The organism is Terrabacter sp. Root181, assembly GCF_001428505.1.
GTDB lineage: Bacteria > Actinomycetota > Actinomycetes > Actinomycetales > Dermatophilaceae > Terrabacter.
The window spans coordinates 452,731-473,772 of sequence record NZ_LMHU01000001.1 but is presented as its reverse complement, the minus strand read 5'-3'; the positions used below and the strand labels follow the sequence as shown (position 1 = coordinate 473,772).

The following is a 21,042-nucleotide window of genomic DNA, read 5'->3' as shown; positions in this document are numbered from 1 at the left end:
CATTGACCGTGGGAGAGGCATTCGACCGCGTGTTCGGCCCCGAGGCCCCGGTGCGGGTCGTCGCGTGGGACGGCTCGGAGGGGGGTGGTCCGGACGGGCTCGTGATCCGGCTGACCGGGCCCGAGGCGCTCAACCACCTCCTCGCCGCGCCGGGAGAGCTCGGCCTCGCCCGCGCGTACCTCCTCGGGGACCTCATCATCGACGGGGTGGACGAGGCGGATCCCTACGACGTGCTGCGCGTCATCGGTGACGGGCTCACCCCTCGCCGACCGGGACGGCACGACGCCGCGGAGCTGGCCCGCTTCGTGGCCCACCACCGACCCCATGCGCCGACCCTGCCCCCGGAGGAGACACCCGGCCAGCTGCGTCGGCTCGCGCACGGGCTGAGGCACGGCAAGGCGCGCGACGCCGCCGCGATCAGCCACCACTACGACGTGTCGAACGCCTTCTACGAGAAGGTCCTCGGCCCGTCGATGACCTACACGTGTGCGTGCTTCCCCACCGACGAGGCCTCGCTCGAGGACGCCCAGGCCTACAAGTACGACCTCGTCGCGCGGAAGCTCGGCCTGCGGCCCGGCATGCGCCTGCTCGACGTCGGCTGCGGCTGGGGCGGCATGGTGCGCCACGCCGTGAAGCACTACGGGGTCACCGCCCTCGGCGTGACACTCTCGCGCGAGCAGGCCACCTGGGCCCAGGCCGCCATCGAGGCCGAGGGGCTCGCCGACCGTGCCGAGGTCCGGCACGGCGACTACCGCGACGTCACGGAGCGCGGCTTCGACGCGATCAGCTCGATCGGGCTCACCGAGCACATCGGGGTCGGCAACTACCCGTCCTACTTCCGTTTCCTGCGGGAGCGGCTGCGCGACGAGGGACGCCTGCTCAACCACTGCATCACGCGCCCCGACAACCAGCACCCCGGCCTGCCGCCCCGCGGCTTCATCAACCGCTACGTCTTCCCCGACGGCGAGCTGACCGGGAGCGGCGACATCGTGCGCGTCATGGAGGACGAGGGCTTCGAGGTGCGTCACCACGAGAACCTCCGCGAGCACTACGCCCGCACCTGCGCCGCATGGAACGCCAACCTGGCCAAGCACTGGGAGGACTGCGTCGAGCTCGCCGGTCTCGGCACCGCCCGGGTGTGGGGCCTCTACCTCGCCGGGTCGCGACTCGCCTTCGAGCGCAACGAGATCCAGCTGCACCAGGTGCTCGCGTCGAGGACGAGCGGCGAGGGGGTGTCGGGCTTCACGCTGCGGCCGCGCTACGAGCCCTAGCCCGACCCGCCGAGGTCGACGTCGTAGGCCTCGTAGACGAGGTCGCCGCCCTTCTGTCGGTGGCGCACGAGTCGTCCGACGAGCACCGTCAGCTCCTCACGGAAGACGGGCAGGTCGGCCATCGTGCCGCCGTGCTCGAGCACCGCGAGGTAGCCGTGAAGGGCCTCGCGCAGGTCGCGGTGCTCCTCGAGCAGCCGGTCGACGCGCCCCGAGAGGCGCGGCGCGCTGCGCCTCGCCCGGTCGTAGATGCCGCCCGGACTCTCAGTGAGCGAGACGTGGTCGTCGAAGTCGTGCGCCAGCTCGGCGAGGGCCGCCCGCACCCGCTCGCGCCACATCCCGCCGCGCGCGATCGGCGCCTCGAGGGCGAGGTCGACGGCGGCCACGGAGTCACGCAGCTCGGACCGGTGCCGGCGCACGCGTTCGAGGTGGACGGCGAGGTCGGCGGCGGTCTCGACCCGGCCCCGGTCGAACCCGTGCGCGTCGAGCTGACCCGCCGGGGCGATGGGCGGGATGGCGGCATTCGGCTGGACGTTCATGGCGCGACCTCCGTGCCCTCCATGGTCGCTCCGCAGTGCCCGGTTCGTCCAGAGCGGGCGACCTCGCGATTGGGCCACACAATACCCCCTGGGGTATTCTTGCAGCATGGACCACATCATCATCGGCGGTGTCGCGGGCGGCATGAGCGCGGCCACGCGCCTGCGCCGGCTCGACGAGGACGCCCACATCACGGTCATCGAGCGCAGTGGCCACGTGTCCTTCGCCAACTGTGGGCTGCCCTACCACGTCGGCGGCGTCATCGAGGACCGCGCGTCCCTGCTCCTCCAGACGCCGGCCTCGCTCGGGCGGCGCTTCGGCCTCGACGTGCGCGTCGGGACCGAGGCCGTCCGCATCGACCGCGAACGCCGGGTCGTCGTCGTGCACGAGCTCGCCACGGGCACCGTGTCCGAGCTGGCCTACGACCACGTGCTCCTCGCCCCCGGTGCCCGGCCGGTCCGGCCGCCGATCCCCGGCATCGAGCGCGCCCTCTCGCTGCGCGACGTCGAGGACACCGACTCGCTCGTGGCGGCGAGCCGCCCGGCCCGCACCGCCGCGATCATCGGTGGCGGCTTCATCGGGCTCGAGCTCGCCGAGAACCTCACCCGCCGCGGGATCGCCGTGACGGTCGTCGAGGCCGCCGACCAGGTGATGGCCCCCCTCGACCCCGAGATGGTCGGGCCGGTCCACGACCACATCCGCGCCTCGGGCGTCACGCTGCGCCTCGGCACGTCGGTCACCTCCATCGGGCCCGACGCGGTGACGCTCGGGTCGGGTGAGCAGGTCGACGCCGACCTCGTCGTCTCGGCCGTGGGCGTGCGACCCGACACGCGCCTCGCGGACGACGCCGGTCTCGAGACGGGCCGTCTCGGCGGCATCCTCGTCGACAGCCGCTTCCGCACGAGCGACCCGCGGATCCTCGCCGTCGGCGACGCCGTCGAGAAGCGCGACGCCCTCGACGGCGAGCAGGTGCTCGTGCCGCTCGCCAACACGGCGAACCGCCAGGGCCGCATGGCGGCCGACGTCATGGCCGGGCTCCCGGCGCACGACCGCCCGGTGCTCGGGACGGCGATCGTCGGCGTCTTCGGGCTGCAGGTCGCGACGACCGGCTGGAGCGAGAAGCGCCTCGTCGCCGCCGGACGCCCGCACCGCGTCATCCACACGCACCCGGCCTCGCACGCGACGTACTACCCCGGCGCCGAGGGCATGAGCCTCAAGCTCCTCGTCGACCCCGACACCGACGCGATCCTCGGCGCTCAGGGCGTCGGCCGCGACGGGGTCGACAAGCGCATCGACGTCATCGCCACCGCCATCGCGGGCGGCCTCACGGCGAGCACCCTCGCCGACCTCGAGCTGGCCTACGCGCCGCAGTTCGCCTCGGCCAAGGACCCCGTCAACATGCTCGGCTACGTCGCCGACAACCTGCGCACCGGCGTGACCCGCTCGATCCAGTGGCACGAGCTGGCGAACGCCCTGGCGGGGGGTGCGGTCCTCGTCGACGTCCGCACGCCGCGGGAGCACGACGAGGGCGCGATCCCCGGCGCCCTGCTCGTCCCGGTCGACGAGCTGCGCCGGCGCCTGGACGAGATCCCGCCCGGCCCGGTCGTCGTGCACTGCGCGGTCGGGCAGCGCGGCCACACGGCGGCGCAGGTGCTGGCCCACGCCGGGCGCGAGGTGCGCAACCTCGACGGCGGCTACCGCACGTGGCTCGCCGGCACGAGCATCCGCGAGCCGGCGCTGACCCGCTGATCCGCCGGCCGGCTGACCCACCCCCGTCTCAGGCCAGCGACAGGAAGAGCTTCTCCATCTGGGCGACGTCCATCGTCTCGCCGTCCGGGTTGGCGATGCACGCGCGCAGGCCGGTCGCGATGACGGCGAAGCCGGCGCGGTCGAGCGCCTTGGAGACGGCGGCGAGCTGCGTGACGATGTCCTGGCAGTCGCGCCCCTCCTCGATCATCTTGACGATGCCGCCGATCTGGCCGCGCGCGCGGTTGAGGCGACGGATGACCGACTGCATCTCGTCGAGGTCGAGCTCCACGGCATCCTCCTGAGGTCGTTGCGGGAACGCCCCATGATACCCCCGGCCGTATGCCTTCCGGAGCCTTCGAGGGGCGGCCCTCAGCCCGAGCGGGGCGCGTACATGATGAGCGCGACGCCGACGAGGCAGACGAGCGCGCCCGCGACGTCCCACCGGTCGGGCCGGAAGCCGTCGACGACCATGCCCCACACGAGCGAGCCCGCGACGAACACGCCACCGTAGGCGGCGAGGATGCGCCCGAAGCTCGCGTCGGGCTGGAGCGTGGCGACGAAGCCGTAGAGTCCGAGCGCGACCACTCCCGCCCCGGCCCACACCCAGCCGCGCTGCTCGCGCACCCCTTGCCAGATGAGCCAGGCGCCACCGATCTCGGCGAGGGCGGCGAGCACGAAGAGCAGGATCGAGCGCGTGACGGTCACGCTCAGATGTCCCCGGCCGCGCGCCGCTCGTCGTCGCTGCGCAGGATGCAGAACTCGTTGCCCTCCGGGTCGCCCATGACGACCCAGCCGCGGCCATCCTCCGTGCGGCAGTCCTGCACGACGGTCGCGCCGAGGCCCGTGACGCGCTCGACCTCCTCGTCGCGCGGGCGGTCGGTGGGGCGCAGGTCGAGGTGCACGCGGTTGCGCAGCTGCTTGGCATCCTCGACCTCGATGAAGAGCAGCCGGTGCGACTCGTCGGGGGAGAAGATCATGCACTCCTCGTGCCCCGGCTCGTTCGGGTCGTCCGGGTCCTCGTGGTAGCCGAGCAGGTCGGCCCACCAGACGGACTGCGCGTGGGCGTCGAGGGCGTTGACGGTCGTGTGCGAGAGCTCCAGTGCCATGGGGACATCCTGCTGGGCCCGGGCGAGGCCGGGCCACTCCTTTGCGGACCGCCTTCCACCCGACCCACCCGCAGTGTCAACCATGGTTGACGAACGCCGCCGGTCGGCATACCCTGTCAACGCAGGTTGACACGGCACGAGAGGTGACCGCGATGACGAAGGAGGTCGACGACATGCGCGAGCTGGCACTGGCCACCGGTGACGACGACCCACGCGCAGCGCTCGCGGCGGCCCGCGAGCTGCGGCGTGCAGCCGACCGCACCGAGGCCGCCGTCGTGCGCCGGGCGCGCAACCAGGGCCTCGCCTGGGCCGAGATCGCCGAGCAGCTCGGCGTCACCCGGCAGGCCGTCCACAAGAGGTACGGCCGCCGCTAGTCGGGCGGCTCTCAGCCCTCGCGGCGCAGCACGACCACCGTGTCGAGCGCGACGCGCTCACCGTCGTCGGTGGGGACGGGCCGCTCCCGGATGCCCGACTGCAGCGTGGTGACCGGCAGCCCGTCGGCCCGGTCGAGCACCTCCTCGGGGTCGTAGAGCACGCCGCGCTCGCTCGGGCCGCCCCAGCCCTCGGCGAGGTTGCGGCCGGCGTGACCGATGACGACGACGAGCCCGCCCGGCCGCACCGCCTCGACGGCCGACCGCAGCGCCCGGCGCCACTCGTCGGCGGGCAGCTGGAGGTAGCAGAGCAGCGCGAGGTCGTACGCCGCGGGCCCGCCGGGCGTCGTCTGCGTGGCGTCGGCGACGACCGCGGTCAACCGGCTCAGGTCGTCGCCGAGGCGGTCGGCCGCCAGGGACCGCATCCGCTCCACGGCGACCTGGGAGTAGTCCGAGGCGGTGACGACCCAGCCCTGCTCGACCATCCAGATGGCGTTGCGCCCTTCGCCCGCCGCGAGGTCGACGGCATGACCCGGCGTCAGCGGGCCGATGATCTCGGCGACGAAGCGGTTCGGCTCGACCGACCACACGAGCTCGTGGGCGGCATACCGCTCGTCCCAGGCATTGGCGTCCACGATGTCTCTCCTCGTCGTCGTCGGCGCCGTGTTCGACGTCGCGAATCCCATTGTGGCCCGGCACGTCTCGTGCGTCACGAATCGGACGCCTGGCCACGGCCCGCGCGTAGCGTGGACGGTGGAAAGGCAGCATCATGAACGTCCTCATCGTCCACGAGTCCATGTTCGGCAACACCCACGAGATCGCCTCCGCCATCGCCGACGGGTTGCGCCAGGGCAGATCACCCGGCGACGGCGACGTGCGTCTCGTCCACGTCGACGACGCCCCGACGGTCATCCCGGACGACGTCGACCTGCTCCTCGTCGGCGGCCCCACGCACGCGCTCGGCATGTCCCGGCCGAAGACGCGTGAGGACGCGACGACGAAGGGCGCCACGCCGGCCCGCGAGGGTGTGCGCGAGTGGATCCAGGCCGTGACGCCGCGGCCCGGGCTGCCCGTCGTCACCTTCGACACCCGGGTGCACGTCAAGATGCTGCCCGGCTCGGCCGCGAGCGCGGCCGCGAAAGCCCTGCGCCACCACGGGTTCGACCGCGCCGAGCGCGGCGAGACCTTCTGGGTGGAGGGCACGCCGGGCCCCGTCGAGGCCGGCGAGCTGGAACGGGCGCACGCGTGGGGCGCGGAGCTGGCCTCCCGGGTCAGCCACGGCGTCGCCTGACGCGGGGCTCGCTCAGTCGAGCGACTCCAGCCACGGCTCGAGGTGCCCGAGCACGTCCTCCGGCGACTCGAGCTGCGGCGTGTGCCCCATCCCCTCGAGGTAGGCCGTGCGCCACGCCGGGTTGAGCCGCGCCGCGCGGCGGGCGGCCGAGACGGGCACGAGGCGGTCCCGGGTCCCGTGGATGAGCAGCACCGGCCGGTCGAGGTCCCGCATGATCCGGTCGTACTCGCGCCGTCCGCGGAGCACACGCAGCAGCGACCGCGCGGCACCGAGGAACTCGCCCTCGGGGTCCGGGAGCGACCGGCGCCAGGCTGCGAGCTCCACGCCGGCCTCGACGACGTCGACGTCGGCGCGGGACGGGTCGGCGAAGCAGAGCGCCACGGTGCCGAGCACGCGCTGGCGGTCCGAGACGCTCTTGTTGTAGCGGGTCAGCACGAGCTCGCCGACCCGCGGCACGGCATACATCGCGAAGGTCGCGGCGACCTGGGGGTCGGGCCGCGCGCCGGGGTTGGGCAGCGCGGGGTCGACGAGGGCGAGGCCCGCGACCTGCTCGGGGCGGCGGTCGGCGAGCAGGAGGCTCACCATGCCGCCCATCGAGTTGCCGACGAGGACGACCGGGCGCCCGAGCACCTCGTGGATGAATCGGCTGAGCAGGGCGGCGTTGTGGTTGACGCTCGTCGCGCGTCCGAGGGCCGGGGTCAGCCCGAAGCCGGGCAGGTCGATCGCGACGACCCGGCGACGTGCAGCGAGCGCCGGTGCGATGCCGACCCAGTTGAGGTGCGAACCGCCGAGGCCGTGCACGAGGACGACCGGGGCCGGCTCGGTCGCGCCCGGCTCGGTGTCCGGACCGCCGAAGTCGACCCAGTGCACGGGGCCGTCGAGGTCGAGGGTGCGACCGACCCCTCCCCAGGGGGACGCGATGTCGGTCGGTGCGGTGGACGGCGGGGTCGTCATGACCGCAGGTTACCGCCGGTCACCTGCCCGCGCGGCAGCTCCGGCGGCACGGGCCCGCAGGTGCCGCGACTCGGGGGCGTTGTCGCTGAGCCCGGCGGCGCGTTCCCACTCGGCGGCCGACTCGGGCCACCGCTCCAGGCGGCCGAGCAGCTCGGCCCGCACGACGTGGAAGGCGACGTAGCCCTCGAGGTCGATGCCGTCGAGCAGGGCGAGGGCAGCCTGTGGTCCGTCGAGCTCGGCCACGGCGACGGCCCGGTTGAGCCGGACGACGTCGGTCGGGGCGATGCGCAGCTGGTGGTCGTAGAGCGCGACGACCTGCGACCAGTCGGTGTCGGCGGCGGTCGCCGCGCTCGTGTGCACGGCGTTGACCGCGGCCTGCAGCTGGTAGGGGCCGGGGGCGCCCCGGCGCAGGCACCGGCGTACGAGCGCGTGGCCCTCGGCGACGAGGGCGGCGTCCCAGAGCGAGCGGTCCTGGTCGGCGAGCAGGACGAGGTCTCCCGCGGCGTCGGTGCGCGCCGGGCGCCGGGCCTCCGTCAGCAGCATGAGGGCCAGCAGTCCCATGGCCTCCGGCTCGTCGGGCATCAGCTCGACGAGCACGCGGCCGAGCCGGATCGCCTCGGCGGCGAGGTCCGGTCGGCCGAGGTCGTCGCCGGCCGTGGCGGTGTGCCCCTCGGTGAACACGAGGTAGAGCACCGCGAGCACGGAGGCGAGCCGGGCCGGGAGGTCCTCGTCGCGTGGCACCCGGTAGGGGATACCGGCCGAGCGGATCTTGCTCTTGGCCCGCACGATCCGCTGCGCCATCGTCGCCTCGGGCACGAGGAAGGCGTGCGCGATCTCCGGCGTGGTCAGGCCCCCCAGCAGCCGGAGCGTCAGCGCGACCTGCGCCTCCCGCGAGAGCGCCGGGTGGCAGCAGGTGAAGACGAGCCGCAGTCGTTCGTCCCTCACGGGTCCCTCCTCCGGGAGTCCGGAGCCCTCGTCCGGCGCGTGCAGCGCGACCGCCTCCGCCTGGCGGGCCTCCCGCGTCGACTCCCGGCGCAGCCGGTCGATGGCCCGGCGGCGCGCGGTCGTGATGATCCAGCCGGCGGGACTCGGCGGCATACCCTCTCGGGGCCAGCGCTCGACGGCGACGGTGAAGGCGTCCTGCACGGCCTCCTCGGCGAGGTCGATGTCGCCCAGCGCCCGGATGAGCACCGACACCGCGCGGCCGTACTCGGTCCGGAAGACCCGCGCGATGTCCGCGCCTGAGACCGTCATGTCGACCGAGCCGTCACCGGTCGGTCGGTGCCTGGCCGGGGTCGCCCTCGCCCTGGAACGGGCGGACCTCGACGGGCAGGCCGGTCGCTCCGGCGATCCGCTCGGCCCAGCCGAGCACGACGTCGTAGTCGTCGGAGCGCAGGATCGTCAGGCCCCCGAGATGCTCCTTGGCCTCGGCGAAGGGCCCGTCGGTGAGCACGGCGTCGGCGACGGAGTCGCGCGGGCGGCGGATCGTCGTCGCACTCCCCTGGTCGGCGAGGCCACCCGCGAAGACCCAGCCACCGGCTGCGCGGATGTCGGCGTTGACGAGCTCGAGGTCGGCCATGACCGTCGTCAGGTCGAGGTCCTCCGGCGGCGGGCCGTCGGGCGAGAAGAGGCTGATGAGGTAGGTCTTCACGGTGAACTCCTCCTGCCGGCGCTGCCGGCGGGTCCGGGGCGCCCCTGGTGTGCGCCCTGCACCCTCTACACGAACGCCGTCCCGCGGAATCGACAGATCGCGCGGCTCAGCCACGCGGTCGCTGCTCGACGAGCCCGACGAGGTTGCCCTCGGAGTCGACGACGAACGCCATCCACTCGTCGGTCCCGGCCGGCCCCAGCGTGTCATCGTCGTGGCCGAAGATGACGCGCGGCTCGCTGCGCACCTCGACACCGGCGGAGCGCAGCCGCTCGACCGTGGCGTCGATGTCGTCGACCCGCAGGTAGTGCAGGGCGGTCGGCGCGCCCCGGTCGAGCAGCAGCCGCACGCCGCCGAGGTCGAAGAAGACGAGACCCGGCGGGTCGTACGTCGCGAGCGGTTCGGCACCGAGCAGGTGACGGTAGAAGGCGGTGGCCCGCCCGAGGTCGTCGGCGTGCTGGGCGATCTGGACGAGTCCCATGCCCCGACGGTAGACCGCCGGGGCGACGGGCGTCAGTCCTTGCTGCTGCTGAAGGCGGCGTCGAACGAGGCGGTGGGTCGCTCGAAGTTGAGGGCGCGGACGTACTCGAGCGCGCCAGGGGCACCGACGAGGCGGTCCATGCCGGCGTCCTCCCACTCGATCGAGATCGGTCCGTCGTAGCCGATGGCGTTCAGGGTGCGGAAGCAGTCCTCCCACGGCACGTCCCCGTGGCCGGTCGAGACGAAGTCCCAGCCCCGCCGCGGGTCGCCCCACGGCAGGTGCGAGCCGAGACGACCGTTGCGGCCGTTGCCGATCCGCTTGCGGGTGTCCTTGCAGTCGACGTGGTAGATCCGGTCCTTGAAGTCCCAGATGAAGCCGGCCGGGTCGAGGTCCTGCCACACCATGTGGCTCGGGTCCCAGTTGAGGCCGAACGCCTCGCGGTGGCCGATCGCCTCGAGCGTCGCGACGGTGCTCCAGTAGTCGTAGGCGATCTCGCTCGGGTGGACCTCGTGCGCGAACCGCACGCCCACCTCGTCGAAGACGTCGAGGATCGGGTGCCAGCGGCGGGCGAAGTCGGCGTAGCCCTCCTGGATGACGTCGTCCCCGACCGGCGGGAACATCGCGACGTACTTCCAGATCGCCGACCCGGTGAAGCCGATGACGGTGTCGACGCCGAGCCTCGCCGCGGCGCGGGCCGTGTCGGCCATCCGCTCGGCCGCGCGCTGCCGCACCCCCTCGGGGTCGCCGTCGCCCCACAGGGCGGCGGGAAGGATGTCCCGGTGGCGCTGGTCGATGGGGTCGTCGCAGACGGCCTGTCCGACGAGGTGGTTCGAGATGGCCCAGACCTTGAGGCCGTGCCGCTCGAGGATCTCGCGCCGGGACTCGATGTAGCTGTCCTCAGACAGGGCCCGGTCGACCTCGAAGTGGTCGCCCCAGCAGGCGATCTCGAGGCCGTCGTAGCCCCACTCCCCCGCGAGGCGGCACACCTCCTCGAAGGGCAGGTCGGCCCACTGTCCGGTGAAGAGGGTGATCGGTCGGGCCATCGTGGATCTCCTTGTTGCTGATGTGGGTTGCTGGGTGACGGGTCAGTGGGAGCTTGGTGCGGCGACGGTGGCGCCCGCGGCCTCGAGGACGAGGTCGTGGACGTCCGCTGCCGCCACCGTCTCACGGCGCAGGGCCGCGTCGGAGGTGATGACGACGGGTCCGTCCGTGGGGTCGTCGGGCAGCCGTCCGTGGCTGCCCCGCACCCACCGCGGGTCGAGCGGGACGACCTTCATGGCATACCGGAGGCCGAGCTTCTTGCGCACGAGCCCGAGCCCGGCGCGGGCCCTGGCGGAGCGGTCGGCGGGGTCGAAGAAGAGCTCGGCGGGGTCGTAGCCGGGCTTGCGGTGGATCTCGACGCCGCGCGCGAAGTCGGGCGCCCGCTCGTCGTCGAGCCAGTAGTAGTACGTGAACCACGCGCGCGGCTCCGCGACGAGGACGAGGTCGCCGCTGCGCTCGTGGTCGAGGCCGTAGGCCGCCTGGCCGGCCCGGTCGAGCACGTGGTCGACGCCCGGGGTGGCGGCGAGCAGGGCCCGCACCTCGTCGAGACGGGCCTCGTCGCGGACGTAGACGTGGGCGACCTGGTGGTCGGCGACGGCGAACGCCTCCGACGCCCACGGGTCGAGGTACTCCATCCCGGCCTGCGTGTGCACGTCGAGCAGGCCCGCCCGGCGCAGCACCCGGTTGACGTCGACGGGCTCGTCGACGGCCGTGATGCCGTACTCGCTGACGACGACGACACTGACGCCGAGGCGCTCGGCGTCGTCGAGCAGGGGCGCGAGGGCCGCGTCGAGCTCTCGGGCGGCGGCCCGGGCCTCGGGCGACTCCGGGCCGAAGCGCTGGAGGTCGTAGTCGAGGTGCGGCACGTAGGAGAGCGTCAGGTCGTGCTCCGGGAGCAGGATGCGGGTCGCCTCGATGATCCAGCGCGACGACGCGATGGACGCGGTGGGCCCCCAGTAGTGGAAGAGCGGGAAGGCCCCGAGCCGCTCGGTGAGCCGGTCGTGCAGCGCCGCCGGGCGCGTGTAGCAGTCAGGCGACTTGCGGCCGTCGGCGTGGTAGACCGGGCGCGGCGTGACGATCGAGTCGACGTCCATGCCCATCGCGTACCACCAGCACACGTTGGCCACGCGGGCTCCGGGGTGACTGCGGCGCAGGGCATCCCAGACCTTCTCCCCGGCGACGAGCGCGTTGTGCTGGCGCCACAGGAAGACCTCGCCGAGGTCGCGGAAGTACCACCCGTTGCCCACCGCGCCGTGCTCGGCGACCGGTCGCCCGGTGAGCATCGTCGACTGCACCGAGCACGTGACGGCCGGCAGCACGGTCTCGAGCGGCGCCTGCCAGCCCGACTCGGCGAGGTGGCGCAGCCGTGGCATGTCGGCGAGGGCGCGGGGCGTCAGGCCGACGACGTCGAGGAGCAGGACCTTCGTGGGCCGGGTGCTCAGGGTGTTCATGCGGGCTCCTTGAGTCCGAGGTCGATGAGGGTGTCGCGCAGCCAGGCGAGCTCGCCGGCGATGCTCACGGCCAGGGCTGCGTCGTCGGACGGGCGCACCGCCTGCGGGACGACCGTCCACGTGTAGGTCTCGACCTCGAGATGGTCGGTCAGGGCGGTGTCTCCGCCGACGAGGACGTCGAGCGAGTGCCGCAGGTCTGCGGTCGTGGCGGCGAGCGGCGGCTCGGGGGCGTGGTCGAGCGGCACGTGGAAGTGGACCCGCCACGGCTGCTCGACCCCACCGGGGCACGGGTCGAGGGGTCGCGTGCCCCCGAGGACGTCGCCGAGGTCGTCGCGCGCCCGCAGCTGGCCGGCGTCGCCACGGGCCCGGGTCTGGTGGAGGAAGCGGTCCTCGTCGAAGGCCGCGAGCGTCGCGCGGGTGGCCGGGTCGCCGGGGTGCTCGACGTGCAGCGCGGCCGACACCTGGGCCTTGACGACCCGCCGACCGGCGGCGGAGAGCCGCGGGACCGCGACGGCGGCGTCCTCGAAGCCGACGGCGAGGTGGCACAGGTCGAGGCAGACGCCCAGGACGTCCTCGTCCCAGCCCGCCATCCGGTCGACGAGCTCGGTCGTCGTCTCGATGACGCAGCCGGGCTCGGGCTCGAGGCCGACCCGGATCTCGCGGCCGGTGCGCTCCCGCAGGGCATGCAGGTGGTCGGCGAGCCGGTCGAGCTGCTCGGCGGCGAGCACCTGCCGGTCGCCGAACCACGGGTGCCGCCAGCCCAGCGGGAGGGTGGAGATGCTGCCGCGGGCCGCGTCGTCGGGCAGCAGCCGGGCCAGCACCTCGGTGAGGTCGGTCGTGTAGGCCAGGCGGGCCGGCTCGGTCCAGTCGGGGTGGTAGACGCGGTGCTTGACCACCTCGTCCTGGAAGCCGCGGTAGGGGAACCCGTTGAGGGTGACGACCTCGAGGCCGCGCCCGTCGAGCGCGGCGCGGAGGCGGTCGGTCTGTCGCGGGTCACCGGCGAGGCCACGGGCGACGGGAGCGCTCAGCCACAGACCGAGGCCGAGGACATCGCTGCCGAGGTGACGGCGTACGGGCAGCGCGAAGCGGTCGAGCTGCCCGATGATCGTGTCGAGGTCCTCGCCCGGGTGGACGTTGGTGCAGTACGCGACGTGGACGGTCTGGCCGTCGGCGTGGAGCAGGCGCACGGCTCACTCCCTCGCGCCGCGGAGCACGGAGTTGCCCATGAACGTGGCGCCGGCTGCGACGAGCTCACCCTCGGACGCCCCCGGCGCCTGCGTCTCGGGGAGCTCGAGCCGCCCGCTCTGTCCGTAGAACTCGACGGGGTTGCGCCACAGCACCCGGTCGACGTCGTCGGGCGTGTAGCCCGCGGCGAGCATGGTCTCGGCGACGCGGCGCGTCTTGAGGGGGTCGCTGTTGCCCCAGTCGGCGGCCGAGTTGACGATCATCCGGTCGAGGCCGTGGCGGCGCAGGATCTCGACCATCCGGTGCTCGTCCATCTTCGTGTCCGGGTAGACGGAGAAGCCCATCCAGCAACCGGACTCGGCCACGACGTCCACCGTCATCTCGTTGAGGTGGTCGACGAGGACGGCGCCGGGCTCGAGCGCCGACTCGCGCACGACGTCGAGGGTGCGCCTCGTGCCCGCGAGCTTGTCGCGGTGCGGGGTGTGCACGAGGGCGGGCAGCTCGTGCTCGGCGGCGAGCGCGAGCTGCGCGGCGAAGACGTCGTCCTCCTCGGGCGTCATCGAGTCGTAGCCGAGCTCGCCCACGGCCACGACGCGGTCCTTGGCGAGGTAGCGCGGCAGCACGTCGAGGACCTCGCGGCAGCGGGCGTCGTTCGCCTCCTTGGGATTGAGGCCGATCGTCGCGTGGTGGGCGATGCCGTACTGCGACGCGCGGAACGGCTCCCAGCCGAGGAGCGCGTCGAAGTAGTCGCAGAAGGAGCCGACGCTCGTACGCGGCTGGCCGAGCCAGAACGACGGCTCGACGACGGCGCGGACGCCGGCGGCGTGCATGCGCTGGTAGTCGTCCGTCGTGCGGGACGTCATGTGGATGTGGGGGTCGAAGATGCGCACGGTGGCTCCTCAGTCGGCTCGGTGGGCAAGGGCGAGGACGGTTCGGGCGTCCGGTGGCACGACTCGGCCGGCGGCCTCGCGCTCGGCGGCGTAGTCGCGGACCATGCGGGCCAGCTCGTCGTCGGCACGGTCGGCCAGGCCGGCGACCTGCTCCACCGGGATGCCGGTGAAGAGCACCTTGAGCACCGCCTGGCGCCAGGCGTCGTCGTCGAGGTGCGCGGCGGCATACGGTCCGAGGGCAGCGGCCACGAGGCGGGTGTCGTTGGTGCGCAGGGCATCTCGGACGATCGGGAGGGCGGTGTCGCCGATGGGGTCGGGACGGTCGGGGGCGTCGAGCGCCGGGAGCGCGAGCAGGACCGCCCGGCGCTCGGCCGCGTCGCCGTGGTCGTAGACGCGACGCACGACGTCGACGACGTATGCCGCCGGGCCGGGGACCGCGAGCAGCAGAGCCTCGCGTGCGGCGTCCCCGTCACGGCCCTCGCGGGCCGCGGTGCGCGCCGCCGCTGGGAAGTGCCGGTCGATGGTGTCGGGGTCGCTCGCGACCTCGGCGAGCGCGTCCGTGCTGGTCGTGGGGTTCGTGGGGGTCATCGGCCCACCTCCTGGGGTCGTCGTGCGGCGGTGCGGAGGAACTCGAGGCTCGAGGCCGCCAGCGACGGCGCGGCGTGGGCGTGGCGGGGCAGCTCGACGGCGACGAGTCCGGTGAACTCGACGGCCTCGAGCGCCGCGAGCACGGGCGGGAAGTCCACCTCGCCCTCGCCGAGCGGTAGGTGCTCGTGGACGCCACGGCGCATGTCGTCGATCTGCACGTTGGCGAGGAGCTCGCCGGCGCCGAGCACGCAGGCCGCCGGGTCGGCGTCCTCGGTGCAGCGCAGGTGGCCGACGTCGATCGTCAGGCGCAGTCGATCGGGCGAGCCGAGGCGTCGGCGCAGCTCGAGCACGTCGGCGATGCGTTCGACGAACATGCCGGGCTCCGGCTCGAGGGCGAGGTCGACGCCGTGCGCCTCGGCCACCGGCAGGAGTGCTGCGACGGCGGCCTCGACGCGCGACCACAGCTCCTCGCTGCTCGCACCACGCGGGGCGATGCCGCTCCAGCACGAGACCACCGGTGACCCGACCTCTGCCGCGACGCGGATCGCCCTCTCCAGCAGGTCGATCCGGCGCTCTCGGCCGGAGTCGGACACGAGGGTGGGCTCGTGCTTGCGGCGCGGGTCGAGCACGTAGCGGGCTCCCGTCTCGACGACGACCCCGAGCCCGTGCCGGGCCAGCAGGCCGCCGACTCGGGCCGCCCGGCCGGCCAGGTCGGGCGCGAAGGGGTCGAGGTGCGCGTGATCGAGCGTCAGGGCGACGCCGTCGTAGCCGAGGTCGGCGAGGAGCGCGAGGGCGTCCTCGAGCCGGTGGTCGGTGAAGCCGTTGAGGCCGTAGCCGAAGCGGAGGCTCACGTCGCCGACACCCGCCTCATGGCGGCCGCACCGACCGGCGCGGAGGCGGCGAAACCCAGCGCGGCCGCGTGGTGGCCGGTCGCCGCGAGCGCCGCGCCCTGGAGGGGCACGAGGCCCCGGATGCCCGCGCCCGTGGCCCGCCGGACCGTGCCGGCATCGGGCGTGCGCGCGGCGGCCAGCTGCGCGCGGAGGACGCTCACGGCATACGACCCCGTGAGGGCGACGGAGACGGCAGCGCCGAGCGCTCCGCCGGCACGTCCGCGTCCGGCAGTGGGGACTGTACGCAGCGCCGAGGCTGTGGCGACGAGGGCGGTCGCGGCGACGCAGGCCCGGGCCATGCCGGTCGAGCCGCCGTGCACCTCACCGCGGCTGAGGGCCGTGACGCCTGCCGTGTGGACGGCGACGAGCGTGGCCGGGACGGCGGCGGCGCGCAGGCCGGGCACGCCGCCCGCGCTCGCCCCGAGGAGCACGTCGAGACCGCGTGTGGAGGCCATCGTCGCCACGCTCAGCGGTCCCTGCTTGGGGGACAGGTCGTAGGCCCAGACCGCCGCGGCGAGCACGGCGGCGGTGGCGGCCGAGCGGCGCCCACCGGCGGCCGCCGAGACGGCGATGCCGGCGGCGGTGAGGCCGGTGGCGACGGCGAGCGCCGTCCGGGCCGGCACACGACCGGACGGGATCGGGCGCTCCGGTCGCTCGACCGCATCCGTGCGGCGGTCGGCCCAGTCGTTGAGCGCCATGCCCGCCCAGTAGAGGCACGTCGACGCGACCGGCAGCGCCGCTGAGCGCGCACCGGCCGGCCAGCCCGCGCTCGCCGCCCCCGCGAGGGTGTCGCCGGGCACGGTGAGGGCGGCCGGCGCCCGCACCAGCTCGACGAGGTCGCGCAGGGTCGTCACGACGCCGTCGCCTGCTCCGTCGCCGGCTCGTTCGCCCACGCGGTCAGCACCCGGTGCTGCTCGAAGAGGCGGTGCTCGTCCGAGCCGACGGGGTCCTTGAAGAAGAAGCCCAGGGCCGGCAGCGGGCCGACCTCCCCGCGGCGCAGCGCCAGGTCGGCGAGGCGCGCCAGGTCGATGACGAGCGGGGCGGCGAGGCTCGAGTCGCAGCCCTGCCACGTGAACTGCATCGACATCCGCGTGCCGAGGAAGCCGGAGAAGGTCAGGTGGTCCCACGCCGTCTTCCAGTCGCCGAGGTCGGCGATGTTGTCGATGTGGACCGGGCCGTCGACCGGGTGGCCGAGCATCGCCTCGAGGCCACGGGCCTTGCTCCGCGCCTTGCTCTCCATCGCGTCGGGGTCGGCGAGCGTGGCGCCGTCCCCGCCGCCGAGCAGGTTCGTGCCGGCCCACGACCGGACGCGGAGCGACCGCGCGGCGAACATCGGTGCGAGGACCGACTTGACGAGGGTCTCGCCCGTCTTGCCGTCGCTGCCGCCCCATGGAACCCCGTGGCGCTCGGCGAGCTCCTCGAGCGCGGGCAGGCGCGCGCCGGTCGAGGGCGTGAAGTCGATGAACGCGGCGCCGGCCGTGAAGGCGGCCGCTGCGTAGACGGCACTCGGCGGCAGCGGGGACTCGCCTGCGCCCCAGGCCTGCTCGAGGACGTCGAGGGATGCGTGGGCCGGGTCGTCGGTGACGACCGGCTCGGTGGAGCTGACGTTGACGACGACCACCCGCGACAGGGACTCGGTCTCCGCGAAGGCGCGGATGTCGGCGGCCAGCCGCTCGACGGCGTCGACCTGGCGCTCCTCGGCGTCCCGGTGGCCGTGGCGGATCCGCCGGCACGTCCGGTCGAGCTCGTCGGCGACGAGCGCCAGGGCCGTGTGCGGGATGACCCCGGCGTCGGCCAGCTGCGCCGCCCGCTTGACGAGCGGCACGTCCGTGACGTCGTGGCCACCGACGACGAGGTGGTCGAGCGGGACGAGGCCGGCAGCGGCCAGGTCGGGCTGCTCGGTGACGAGGCCGTCGGGCCCGGCACCGCCGGCGGTGATGAGCGCGAGGCCGGTGGCGACGGTCGTCGCGACCGAGCCGCGTGCGCCGACGAGCCAGAGCCCGGTTCGTTCGTCCGTCATGGTCGTTACTCCTCGAGAGGTGGGGGCCGGGTGTGGGGCCGGTGGCCCGGCGGCGGGGGCGTGTGCCCGCCGCCGGGCCACCGGGATGGGTCAGCGCAGCGAGGCGATGACCGCGTTGGCGTCACGCTGCAGGGCGGCCGAGGCCGCCGCGTCGCGGACGTTGGTGCTCGACGTCGCAGCGTCGACGAAGCCCTGCAGCTGCGAGATCGCGGCCGCGGTGCGACCCGCGGCGACGTGCCTCTCGGCCTGCTGGAGACGCTTCTCGAGCTCCTTCTCGCCCGCCGGGGTGACGAGACCCTCGCGGGCCAGTCGCTCCGTCAGGGCGGTGAGCGTCAGCAGCGACGTGCGGGTCGTGAACGTCACCGTCGTGGTGCGCACCAGGCCTGCCTTGTCCGTCGCCGTGACGACCAGGGTGTGGCTGCCCAGCGAGAGCTTCCACAGGGCCAGCGGCGTGGCGGCCGCGACCGCGGTGCCGTCGACCGTGGCGGTCACGGTGTCGATGCCGCTCGTCGCGTCCGTCGCCGTCCACGTCACGTCGCCGGAGTTGCCGACGGTGGCGCCGTCGGTCACCCCGGACACCGCGACCGCGGGCTGGGTCTTGTCGAGCTTGACCGTGACGGAGCCGACCTGCGAGACGTTGCCGCCGTTGTCGGTGGCGCGGTAGAGCACGGTCGTCGTGCCCTCGGTCGAGATCGTCAGCGCCGTGTTGGCGTTGACCCACGTGGTCCCACCGTCGGTGGAGCGCTGGCGCGAGGCGACGGTGCCGTTGTCGGTCGCGTTGACCGTGACGGTCACGTTGCTCGTGTACCAGCCGTTCGCGCCGTTCGGCGTCGCCGGGTTCAGCGTGGCCGAGACGACGGGGGGTGTGACGTCGGCGACGCCGTTGCCCACGAACGTCAGGGAGTCGAGCACGACCCCGCCGGAGGAGGTGACGTAGAGGCGTCCGGTGCCGGTGGGCTTCGACGACAGGCTCGCTGCCGCGTCGGTCCAGCCGGAGCCGCTCACCGCGACGGTGCCGAAGGGGACCGCCGTCGGCGAGTTCCACCGGAGCGACAGGGTGCCGCTGCCGGAGGCGCGGGCCGTCACGCCCGTGACGCCGACGAGGTTCGCCGGGTCCCAGGCCAGCCAGTCACCGGCGTCGAACGAGGTGACCTTGCGCAGGCCGCTCGCCGCGTCGTCGTTCGTGATCTCGACACCCTGTGTCGCGTCGGCCCACTCGGCCTCCTGCTTCTTCGGGTTGAGGATCAGCTGCTCGGTGGTGGTCGCACCGGGGAGACCGTTGGCCCCGTTGTCGGTGTACGTGATGACGACGACGCCGAAGATGTTCTCCGTCTCGCCGTGCTGGGTCGCGTCGGCCGGGGTCGGGATCGCGAACTGGCAGCCCGTGCCCTGGCTCAGCGGGTGGGCGTGCGCGTCGTGCCCCAGCCCGAAGGTCCAGGTCACGCGCGAGCACACCGTTGCGGTGCCGTCCTCGGGGTCGGAGGTCGTGACGTTGAAGGGCACGGCCTGGCCCCAGTCGAAGAAGCCGCCGTTGGGGGGCGTCGCGATGGTGACCGTCGGGGCGACGTTGCCGACGCTGATCGACGTGCTCGTCAGGCCGCGACGGCCCTCCGGGTCGGTGACGCGCAGGCGCGCCGTGTACTTCCCGAGCTCGGTGTAGGTGAAGCTCGCCGTGGCGCCGGTCGCGTCGAACGTGCCGTTGCCGTCGAAGTCCCACTCGTAGGTCAGGGCCCCACCCTCGGGGTCGACCGAGCCGGACGCGTCGAACTGGACCGTCAGCGGGGCGCTGCTGCTGCTGATCGGGTTCGCCGCGATCTTCGCCTGCGGCGCCTTGTTGCCGGGCGCGTAGTCGATCCGGTAGAGGCCGGCGTCGGGGTTGGCCCGGAAGAAGCCGTCACCGTAGTCGAGGACGTAGAGCGACCCGTCCGGGCCGAACTCGATGTCGATCGGGCTGTCAGTGATCGGCTGGCCGTTCGTCTCGAGGTCGCGGTTGGGCAGGAAGTGCTGGATGTGGTTGACGGGTCCGTTGGGCCACTGCACGTCGAACACCGCGAGGTAGTCCTGCGAGAACTCGGCGAAGAACGCCTTCTTGTCCCAGTACGCCGGGAACTTCGTCGTCGACGCGTTGGTCGCGTCGTAGTGGTAGACGGGACCGCCCATCGGGCCCTGACCACCCTGCGGGTCGAAGTCGGTCAGCTCGGGCCACGGCTGGTGCGTGTTGTTGTCGCCGTAGTAGAGCGTCGGCGCGGTGGCCGGGGGCACCTGGGCGAGCCCGGTGTTCCACGTCGAGTTGTTCGTGGCGCCGGCGTTGCAGTCGAACCACGGTCCGGGCGTCGCCGTGGCGAAGTTCCACTCGTTGTAGTTCGCGTTCGGCCCGTGGCAGTAGGGCCACCCGCCGTTGATCGGCTTGGTGATGGCCGTGGTCTGCCACTCGACGTAGCCCATCGGGCCGCGCTGGGCGTCGGGCGCGCCGGCGTCGGGGCCGTAGTCGCCCCACGAGACGGAGTTCGTGATCGGGTCGACGTCCATGCGGAACGGGTTGCGCACGCCCATGACGAAGATCTCGGGACGGGTCTTGGCGGTGCCCGGTGCGAAGAGGTTGCCCGCCGGGATCGTGTAGGACCCGTCGGCCTCGGGGTGGACGCGCAGGATCTTGCCGCGCAGGTCGTTGGTGTTGCCGGCGCCGCGACGCGAGTCGAAGCCGGGGTTGAAGCCGGGCGCGTTGTTGTTCGGCGCGAAGCCGTTGGCCCCCGGCGCGCTCGCCGGCGTGTTGTCGCCGGTCGAGAGGTAGAGGTTGCCGTCGGCGTCGAAGTCGACGTCACCGGCGACGTGGCAGCACTGGCCGCGCTGCGTCTCCACCTTGAGGATGACCTGCTCGCTCGCGAGGTCGAGCTTGTCGGCGGCGTCGTCCCACCTGAAGCGGCTGAGCTGGTTGTAGCCCTTCCACTGGTCCCAGTAGGAGGCGTCCGCGCCGGCGGGCAGGCTGTTCGGCGCCGACCCGGTCGGGGTCGTCGTCACGTACGGCGCGGTCATGGTGCGCGGCGCGTAGTAGAGGTAGACCCACTGGTTCGTCTGGAAGTCGGGGTCGAGGGTGACGGTCTGGAGCCCGTCCTCCGAGTTGTTGTAGACGGGCAGGGTGTTGATCACCTTGGTGACGCCGCTGTCGGGGTCGACGAGGCGGACGTCGCCGTTGCGGGCGGTCGTCAGCACGCGGCGGTCGGGGAGCACGGCCATGTCGATCGGCTCACCGGTGTCCTTGGTGAGGGTGATCTTCTCGTAGTTCGACCAGTCGAGCGCCGGCTCGGAGCCGTGGTCGACCCCGTCGTGCGCCTGGGCCGGGAGGGTGGCCACGGCGCCGAGCGCCGTGCAGGCGAGGACGGCTGCCGCAGTTGTGGCAACCAGCCTCCTCGCCCTGGATCGCGAAGTAGCATTCATCGGTACGTCCTTCTTGACAGAGACGGGCGAAGCCGGTCCCCGGGGAGTGCGCCGCTGCAACGGCTTCTGCACTCCCCGGGGCCCGGTGTTTTCCGGTATGCCGGCCGCCCCCGGAGGGCGGTCGGCCTGCGTGTGCA

At 73.4% G+C, this 21,042-nt stretch carries 22 protein-coding genes; 4 read left to right on the top strand and 18 right to left on the bottom strand.

Annotated elements, in window-relative coordinates; translation table 11 throughout:
* Positions 1–8: 8 nt before the first annotated feature.
* Positions 9–1,271, top strand: coding sequence for a cyclopropane-fatty-acyl-phospholipid synthase family protein (locus ASD90_RS02180; protein WP_082588556.1), 1,263 nt, complete (start codon positions 9–11; stop codon positions 1,269–1,271).
* On the opposite strand, the gene ASD90_RS02175 is transcribed toward ASD90_RS02180, so the two are convergent.
* Positions 1,268–1,807, bottom strand: coding sequence for a hemerythrin domain-containing protein (locus ASD90_RS02175; RefSeq protein WP_056751028.1), 540 nt, complete (start codon positions 1,805–1,807; stop codon positions 1,268–1,270). The genes ASD90_RS02180 and ASD90_RS02175 overlap by 4 nt on opposite strands.
* A 106-nt stretch (positions 1,808–1,913) precedes the next feature.
* Between ASD90_RS02175 and ASD90_RS02170 the strand changes: the two genes are divergently transcribed.
* Positions 1,914–3,554 (top strand): FAD-dependent oxidoreductase, encoded by a 1,641-nt coding sequence (locus ASD90_RS02170; RefSeq protein WP_056751024.1) that lies wholly within the window; start codon positions 1,914–1,916, stop codon positions 3,552–3,554.
* A 28-nt stretch (positions 3,555–3,582) separates the two neighbouring features.
* On the opposite strand, the gene ASD90_RS02165 is transcribed toward ASD90_RS02170, so the two are convergent.
* The 3 genes from ASD90_RS02165 to ASD90_RS02155 form a co-directional block, all read right to left on the bottom strand.
* Positions 3,583–3,843: a metal-sensitive transcriptional regulator gene (locus ASD90_RS02165; RefSeq protein ID WP_056751020.1), complete on the bottom strand. Its 261-nt coding sequence runs from the start codon at positions 3,841–3,843 to the stop codon at positions 3,583–3,585.
* Positions 3,844–3,923: 80 nt separating this feature from the next.
* The gene (locus ASD90_RS02160; RefSeq protein WP_056751017.1) at positions 3,924–4,259 is read right to left on the bottom strand and encodes a YnfA family protein; all 336 of its coding nucleotides are present in this window, start codon (positions 4,257–4,259) and stop codon (positions 3,924–3,926) included.
* Between the two features lie 2 nt (positions 4,260–4,261).
* A complete protein-coding gene (locus ASD90_RS02155) occupies positions 4,262–4,660 on the bottom strand; it encodes a VOC family protein (protein ID WP_056751013.1) in 399 nt (132 codons plus the stop codon).
* Positions 4,661–4,812: 152 nt separating this feature from the next.
* Between ASD90_RS02155 and ASD90_RS02150 the strand changes: the two genes are divergently transcribed.
* Positions 4,813–5,034, top strand: coding sequence for a hypothetical protein (locus ASD90_RS02150; RefSeq protein ID WP_056754244.1), 222 nt, complete (start codon positions 4,813–4,815; stop codon positions 5,032–5,034).
* Between the two features lie 11 nt (positions 5,035–5,045).
* Here the strand turns inward: ASD90_RS02150 and ASD90_RS02145 are convergent, their stop codons facing one another.
* Positions 5,046–5,666: a bifunctional 2-polyprenyl-6-hydroxyphenol methylase/3-demethylubiquinol 3-O-methyltransferase UbiG gene (locus tag ASD90_RS02145; protein ID WP_056754242.1), complete on the bottom strand. Its 621-nt coding sequence runs from the start codon at positions 5,664–5,666 to the stop codon at positions 5,046–5,048.
* A gap of 134 nt (positions 5,667–5,800) precedes the next feature.
* On the opposite strand from ASD90_RS02145, the gene ASD90_RS02140 reads away from it, so the two are divergent.
* Positions 5,801–6,322: a hypothetical protein gene (locus ASD90_RS02140; RefSeq protein ID WP_056751011.1), complete on the top strand. Its 522-nt coding sequence runs from the start codon at positions 5,801–5,803 to the stop codon at positions 6,320–6,322.
* 12 nt (positions 6,323–6,334) lie between these two features.
* Here ASD90_RS02140 and ASD90_RS02135 read toward each other — a convergent pair whose 3' ends face one another.
* From ASD90_RS02135 to ASD90_RS02075, 13 genes are all read right to left on the bottom strand, one after another.
* Positions 6,335–7,276, bottom strand: a complete 942-nt coding sequence (locus ASD90_RS02135; protein ID WP_056751008.1) for an alpha/beta fold hydrolase — start codon at positions 7,274–7,276, stop codon at positions 6,335–6,337.
* Between the two features lie 9 nt (positions 7,277–7,285).
* The gene (locus tag ASD90_RS02130; protein WP_056751004.1) at positions 7,286–8,530 is read right to left on the bottom strand and encodes an RNA polymerase sigma factor; all 1,245 of its coding nucleotides are present in this window, start codon (positions 8,528–8,530) and stop codon (positions 7,286–7,288) included.
* A gap of 13 nt (positions 8,531–8,543) precedes the next feature.
* The gene (locus ASD90_RS02125; protein WP_056751002.1) at positions 8,544–8,927 is read right to left on the bottom strand and encodes a YciI family protein; all 384 of its coding nucleotides are present in this window, start codon (positions 8,925–8,927) and stop codon (positions 8,544–8,546) included.
* Between the two features lie 106 nt (positions 8,928–9,033).
* The gene (locus tag ASD90_RS02120; RefSeq protein ID WP_056751000.1) at positions 9,034–9,405 is read right to left on the bottom strand and encodes a VOC family protein; all 372 of its coding nucleotides are present in this window, start codon (positions 9,403–9,405) and stop codon (positions 9,034–9,036) included.
* A 32-nt stretch (positions 9,406–9,437) separates the two neighbouring features.
* Positions 9,438–10,448, bottom strand: a complete 1,011-nt coding sequence (locus ASD90_RS02115) for a sugar phosphate isomerase/epimerase (protein WP_056750997.1) — start codon at positions 10,446–10,448, stop codon at positions 9,438–9,440.
* 42 nt (positions 10,449–10,490) lie between these two features.
* Complete coding sequence (locus tag ASD90_RS02110; RefSeq protein WP_056750993.1) at positions 10,491–11,897, bottom strand: alkaline phosphatase family protein; 1,407 nt, start codon at positions 11,895–11,897, stop codon at positions 10,491–10,493.
* Positions 11,894–13,084 carry a metabolite traffic protein EboE gene (gene eboE / locus ASD90_RS02105; RefSeq protein WP_056750990.1) on the bottom strand — a complete coding sequence of 397 codons (1,191 nt, stop codon included), beginning with the start codon at positions 13,082–13,084 and terminating at the stop codon, positions 11,894–11,896. The genes ASD90_RS02110 and eboE overlap by 4 nt, the downstream gene beginning before the upstream one ends.
* A gap of 3 nt (positions 13,085–13,087) precedes the next feature.
* A complete protein-coding gene (locus ASD90_RS02100; protein WP_056750987.1) occupies positions 13,088–13,972 on the bottom strand; it encodes a TatD family hydrolase in 885 nt (294 codons plus the stop codon).
* A 9-nt stretch (positions 13,973–13,981) separates the two neighbouring features.
* Entirely contained in the window at positions 13,982–14,560 is a 579-nt protein-coding gene (locus ASD90_RS02095) for an EboA domain-containing protein (RefSeq protein ID WP_056750983.1), read from the bottom strand.
* On the bottom strand, positions 14,557–15,411 hold the full coding sequence (locus ASD90_RS02090) for a sugar phosphate isomerase/epimerase (RefSeq protein ID WP_056750980.1): 855 nt from the start codon (positions 15,409–15,411) through the stop codon (positions 14,557–14,559). The genes ASD90_RS02095 and ASD90_RS02090 overlap by 4 nt, the downstream gene beginning before the upstream one ends.
* A complete protein-coding gene (locus ASD90_RS02085; protein ID WP_082588427.1) occupies positions 15,408–16,343 on the bottom strand; it encodes an SCO3242 family prenyltransferase in 936 nt (311 codons plus the stop codon). The genes ASD90_RS02090 and ASD90_RS02085 overlap by 4 nt, the downstream gene beginning before the upstream one ends.
* Positions 16,301–17,470, bottom strand: coding sequence for an inositol-3-phosphate synthase (locus ASD90_RS02080; RefSeq protein ID WP_056750976.1), 1,170 nt, complete (start codon positions 17,468–17,470; stop codon positions 16,301–16,303). Before ASD90_RS02080 ends, ASD90_RS02085 begins: the two co-directional genes overlap by 43 nt.
* Positions 17,471–17,560: 90 nt before the next feature.
* A complete protein-coding gene (locus ASD90_RS02075; RefSeq protein WP_056750974.1) occupies positions 17,561–20,905 on the bottom strand; it encodes a PQQ-dependent sugar dehydrogenase in 3,345 nt (1,114 codons plus the stop codon).
* Between the last annotated feature and the right edge of the window lie 137 nt (positions 20,906–21,042).

What these genes read in the sequence shown, in the direction of transcription:
- ASD90_RS02110 (WP_056750993.1), bottom strand. Translation starts at nt 11,897, where the DNA reads ATGAACACCCTGAGCACCCGGCCCACGAAGGTCCTGCTCCTCGACGTC.
- ASD90_RS02130 (WP_056751004.1), bottom strand. Translation starts at nt 8,530, where the DNA reads ATGACGGTCTCAGGCGCGGACATCGCGCGGGTCTTCCGGACCGAGTAC.
- ASD90_RS02120 (WP_056751000.1), bottom strand. Translation starts at nt 9,405, where the DNA reads ATGGGACTCGTCCAGATCGCCCAGCACGCCGACGACCTCGGGCGGGCC.
- ASD90_RS02175 (WP_056751028.1), bottom strand. Translation starts at nt 1,807, where the DNA reads ATGAACGTCCAGCCGAATGCCGCCATCCCGCCCATCGCCCCGGCGGGT.
- ASD90_RS02075 (WP_056750974.1), bottom strand. Translation starts at nt 20,905, where the DNA reads ATGAATGCTACTTCGCGATCCAGGGCGAGGAGGCTGGTTGCCACAACT.
- ASD90_RS02150 (WP_056754244.1), top strand. Translation starts at nt 4,813, where the DNA reads ATGACGAAGGAGGTCGACGACATGCGCGAGCTGGCACTGGCCACCGGT.
- ASD90_RS02140 (WP_056751011.1), top strand. Translation starts at nt 5,801, where the DNA reads ATGAACGTCCTCATCGTCCACGAGTCCATGTTCGGCAACACCCACGAG.
- ASD90_RS02155 (WP_056751013.1), bottom strand. Translation starts at nt 4,660, where the DNA reads ATGGCACTGGAGCTCTCGCACACGACCGTCAACGCCCTCGACGCCCAC.
- ASD90_RS02095 (WP_056750983.1), bottom strand. Translation starts at nt 14,560, where the DNA reads ATGACCCCCACGAACCCCACGACCAGCACGGACGCGCTCGCCGAGGTC.
- ASD90_RS02115 (WP_056750997.1), bottom strand. Translation starts at nt 10,448, where the DNA reads ATGGCCCGACCGATCACCCTCTTCACCGGACAGTGGGCCGACCTGCCC.
- ASD90_RS02080 (WP_056750976.1), bottom strand. Translation starts at nt 17,470, where the DNA reads ATGACGGACGAACGAACCGGGCTCTGGCTCGTCGGCGCACGCGGCTCG.
- ASD90_RS02135 (WP_056751008.1), bottom strand. Translation starts at nt 7,276, where the DNA reads ATGACGACCCCGCCGTCCACCGCACCGACCGACATCGCGTCCCCCTGG.
- ASD90_RS02170 (WP_056751024.1), top strand. Translation starts at nt 1,914, where the DNA reads ATGGACCACATCATCATCGGCGGTGTCGCGGGCGGCATGAGCGCGGCC.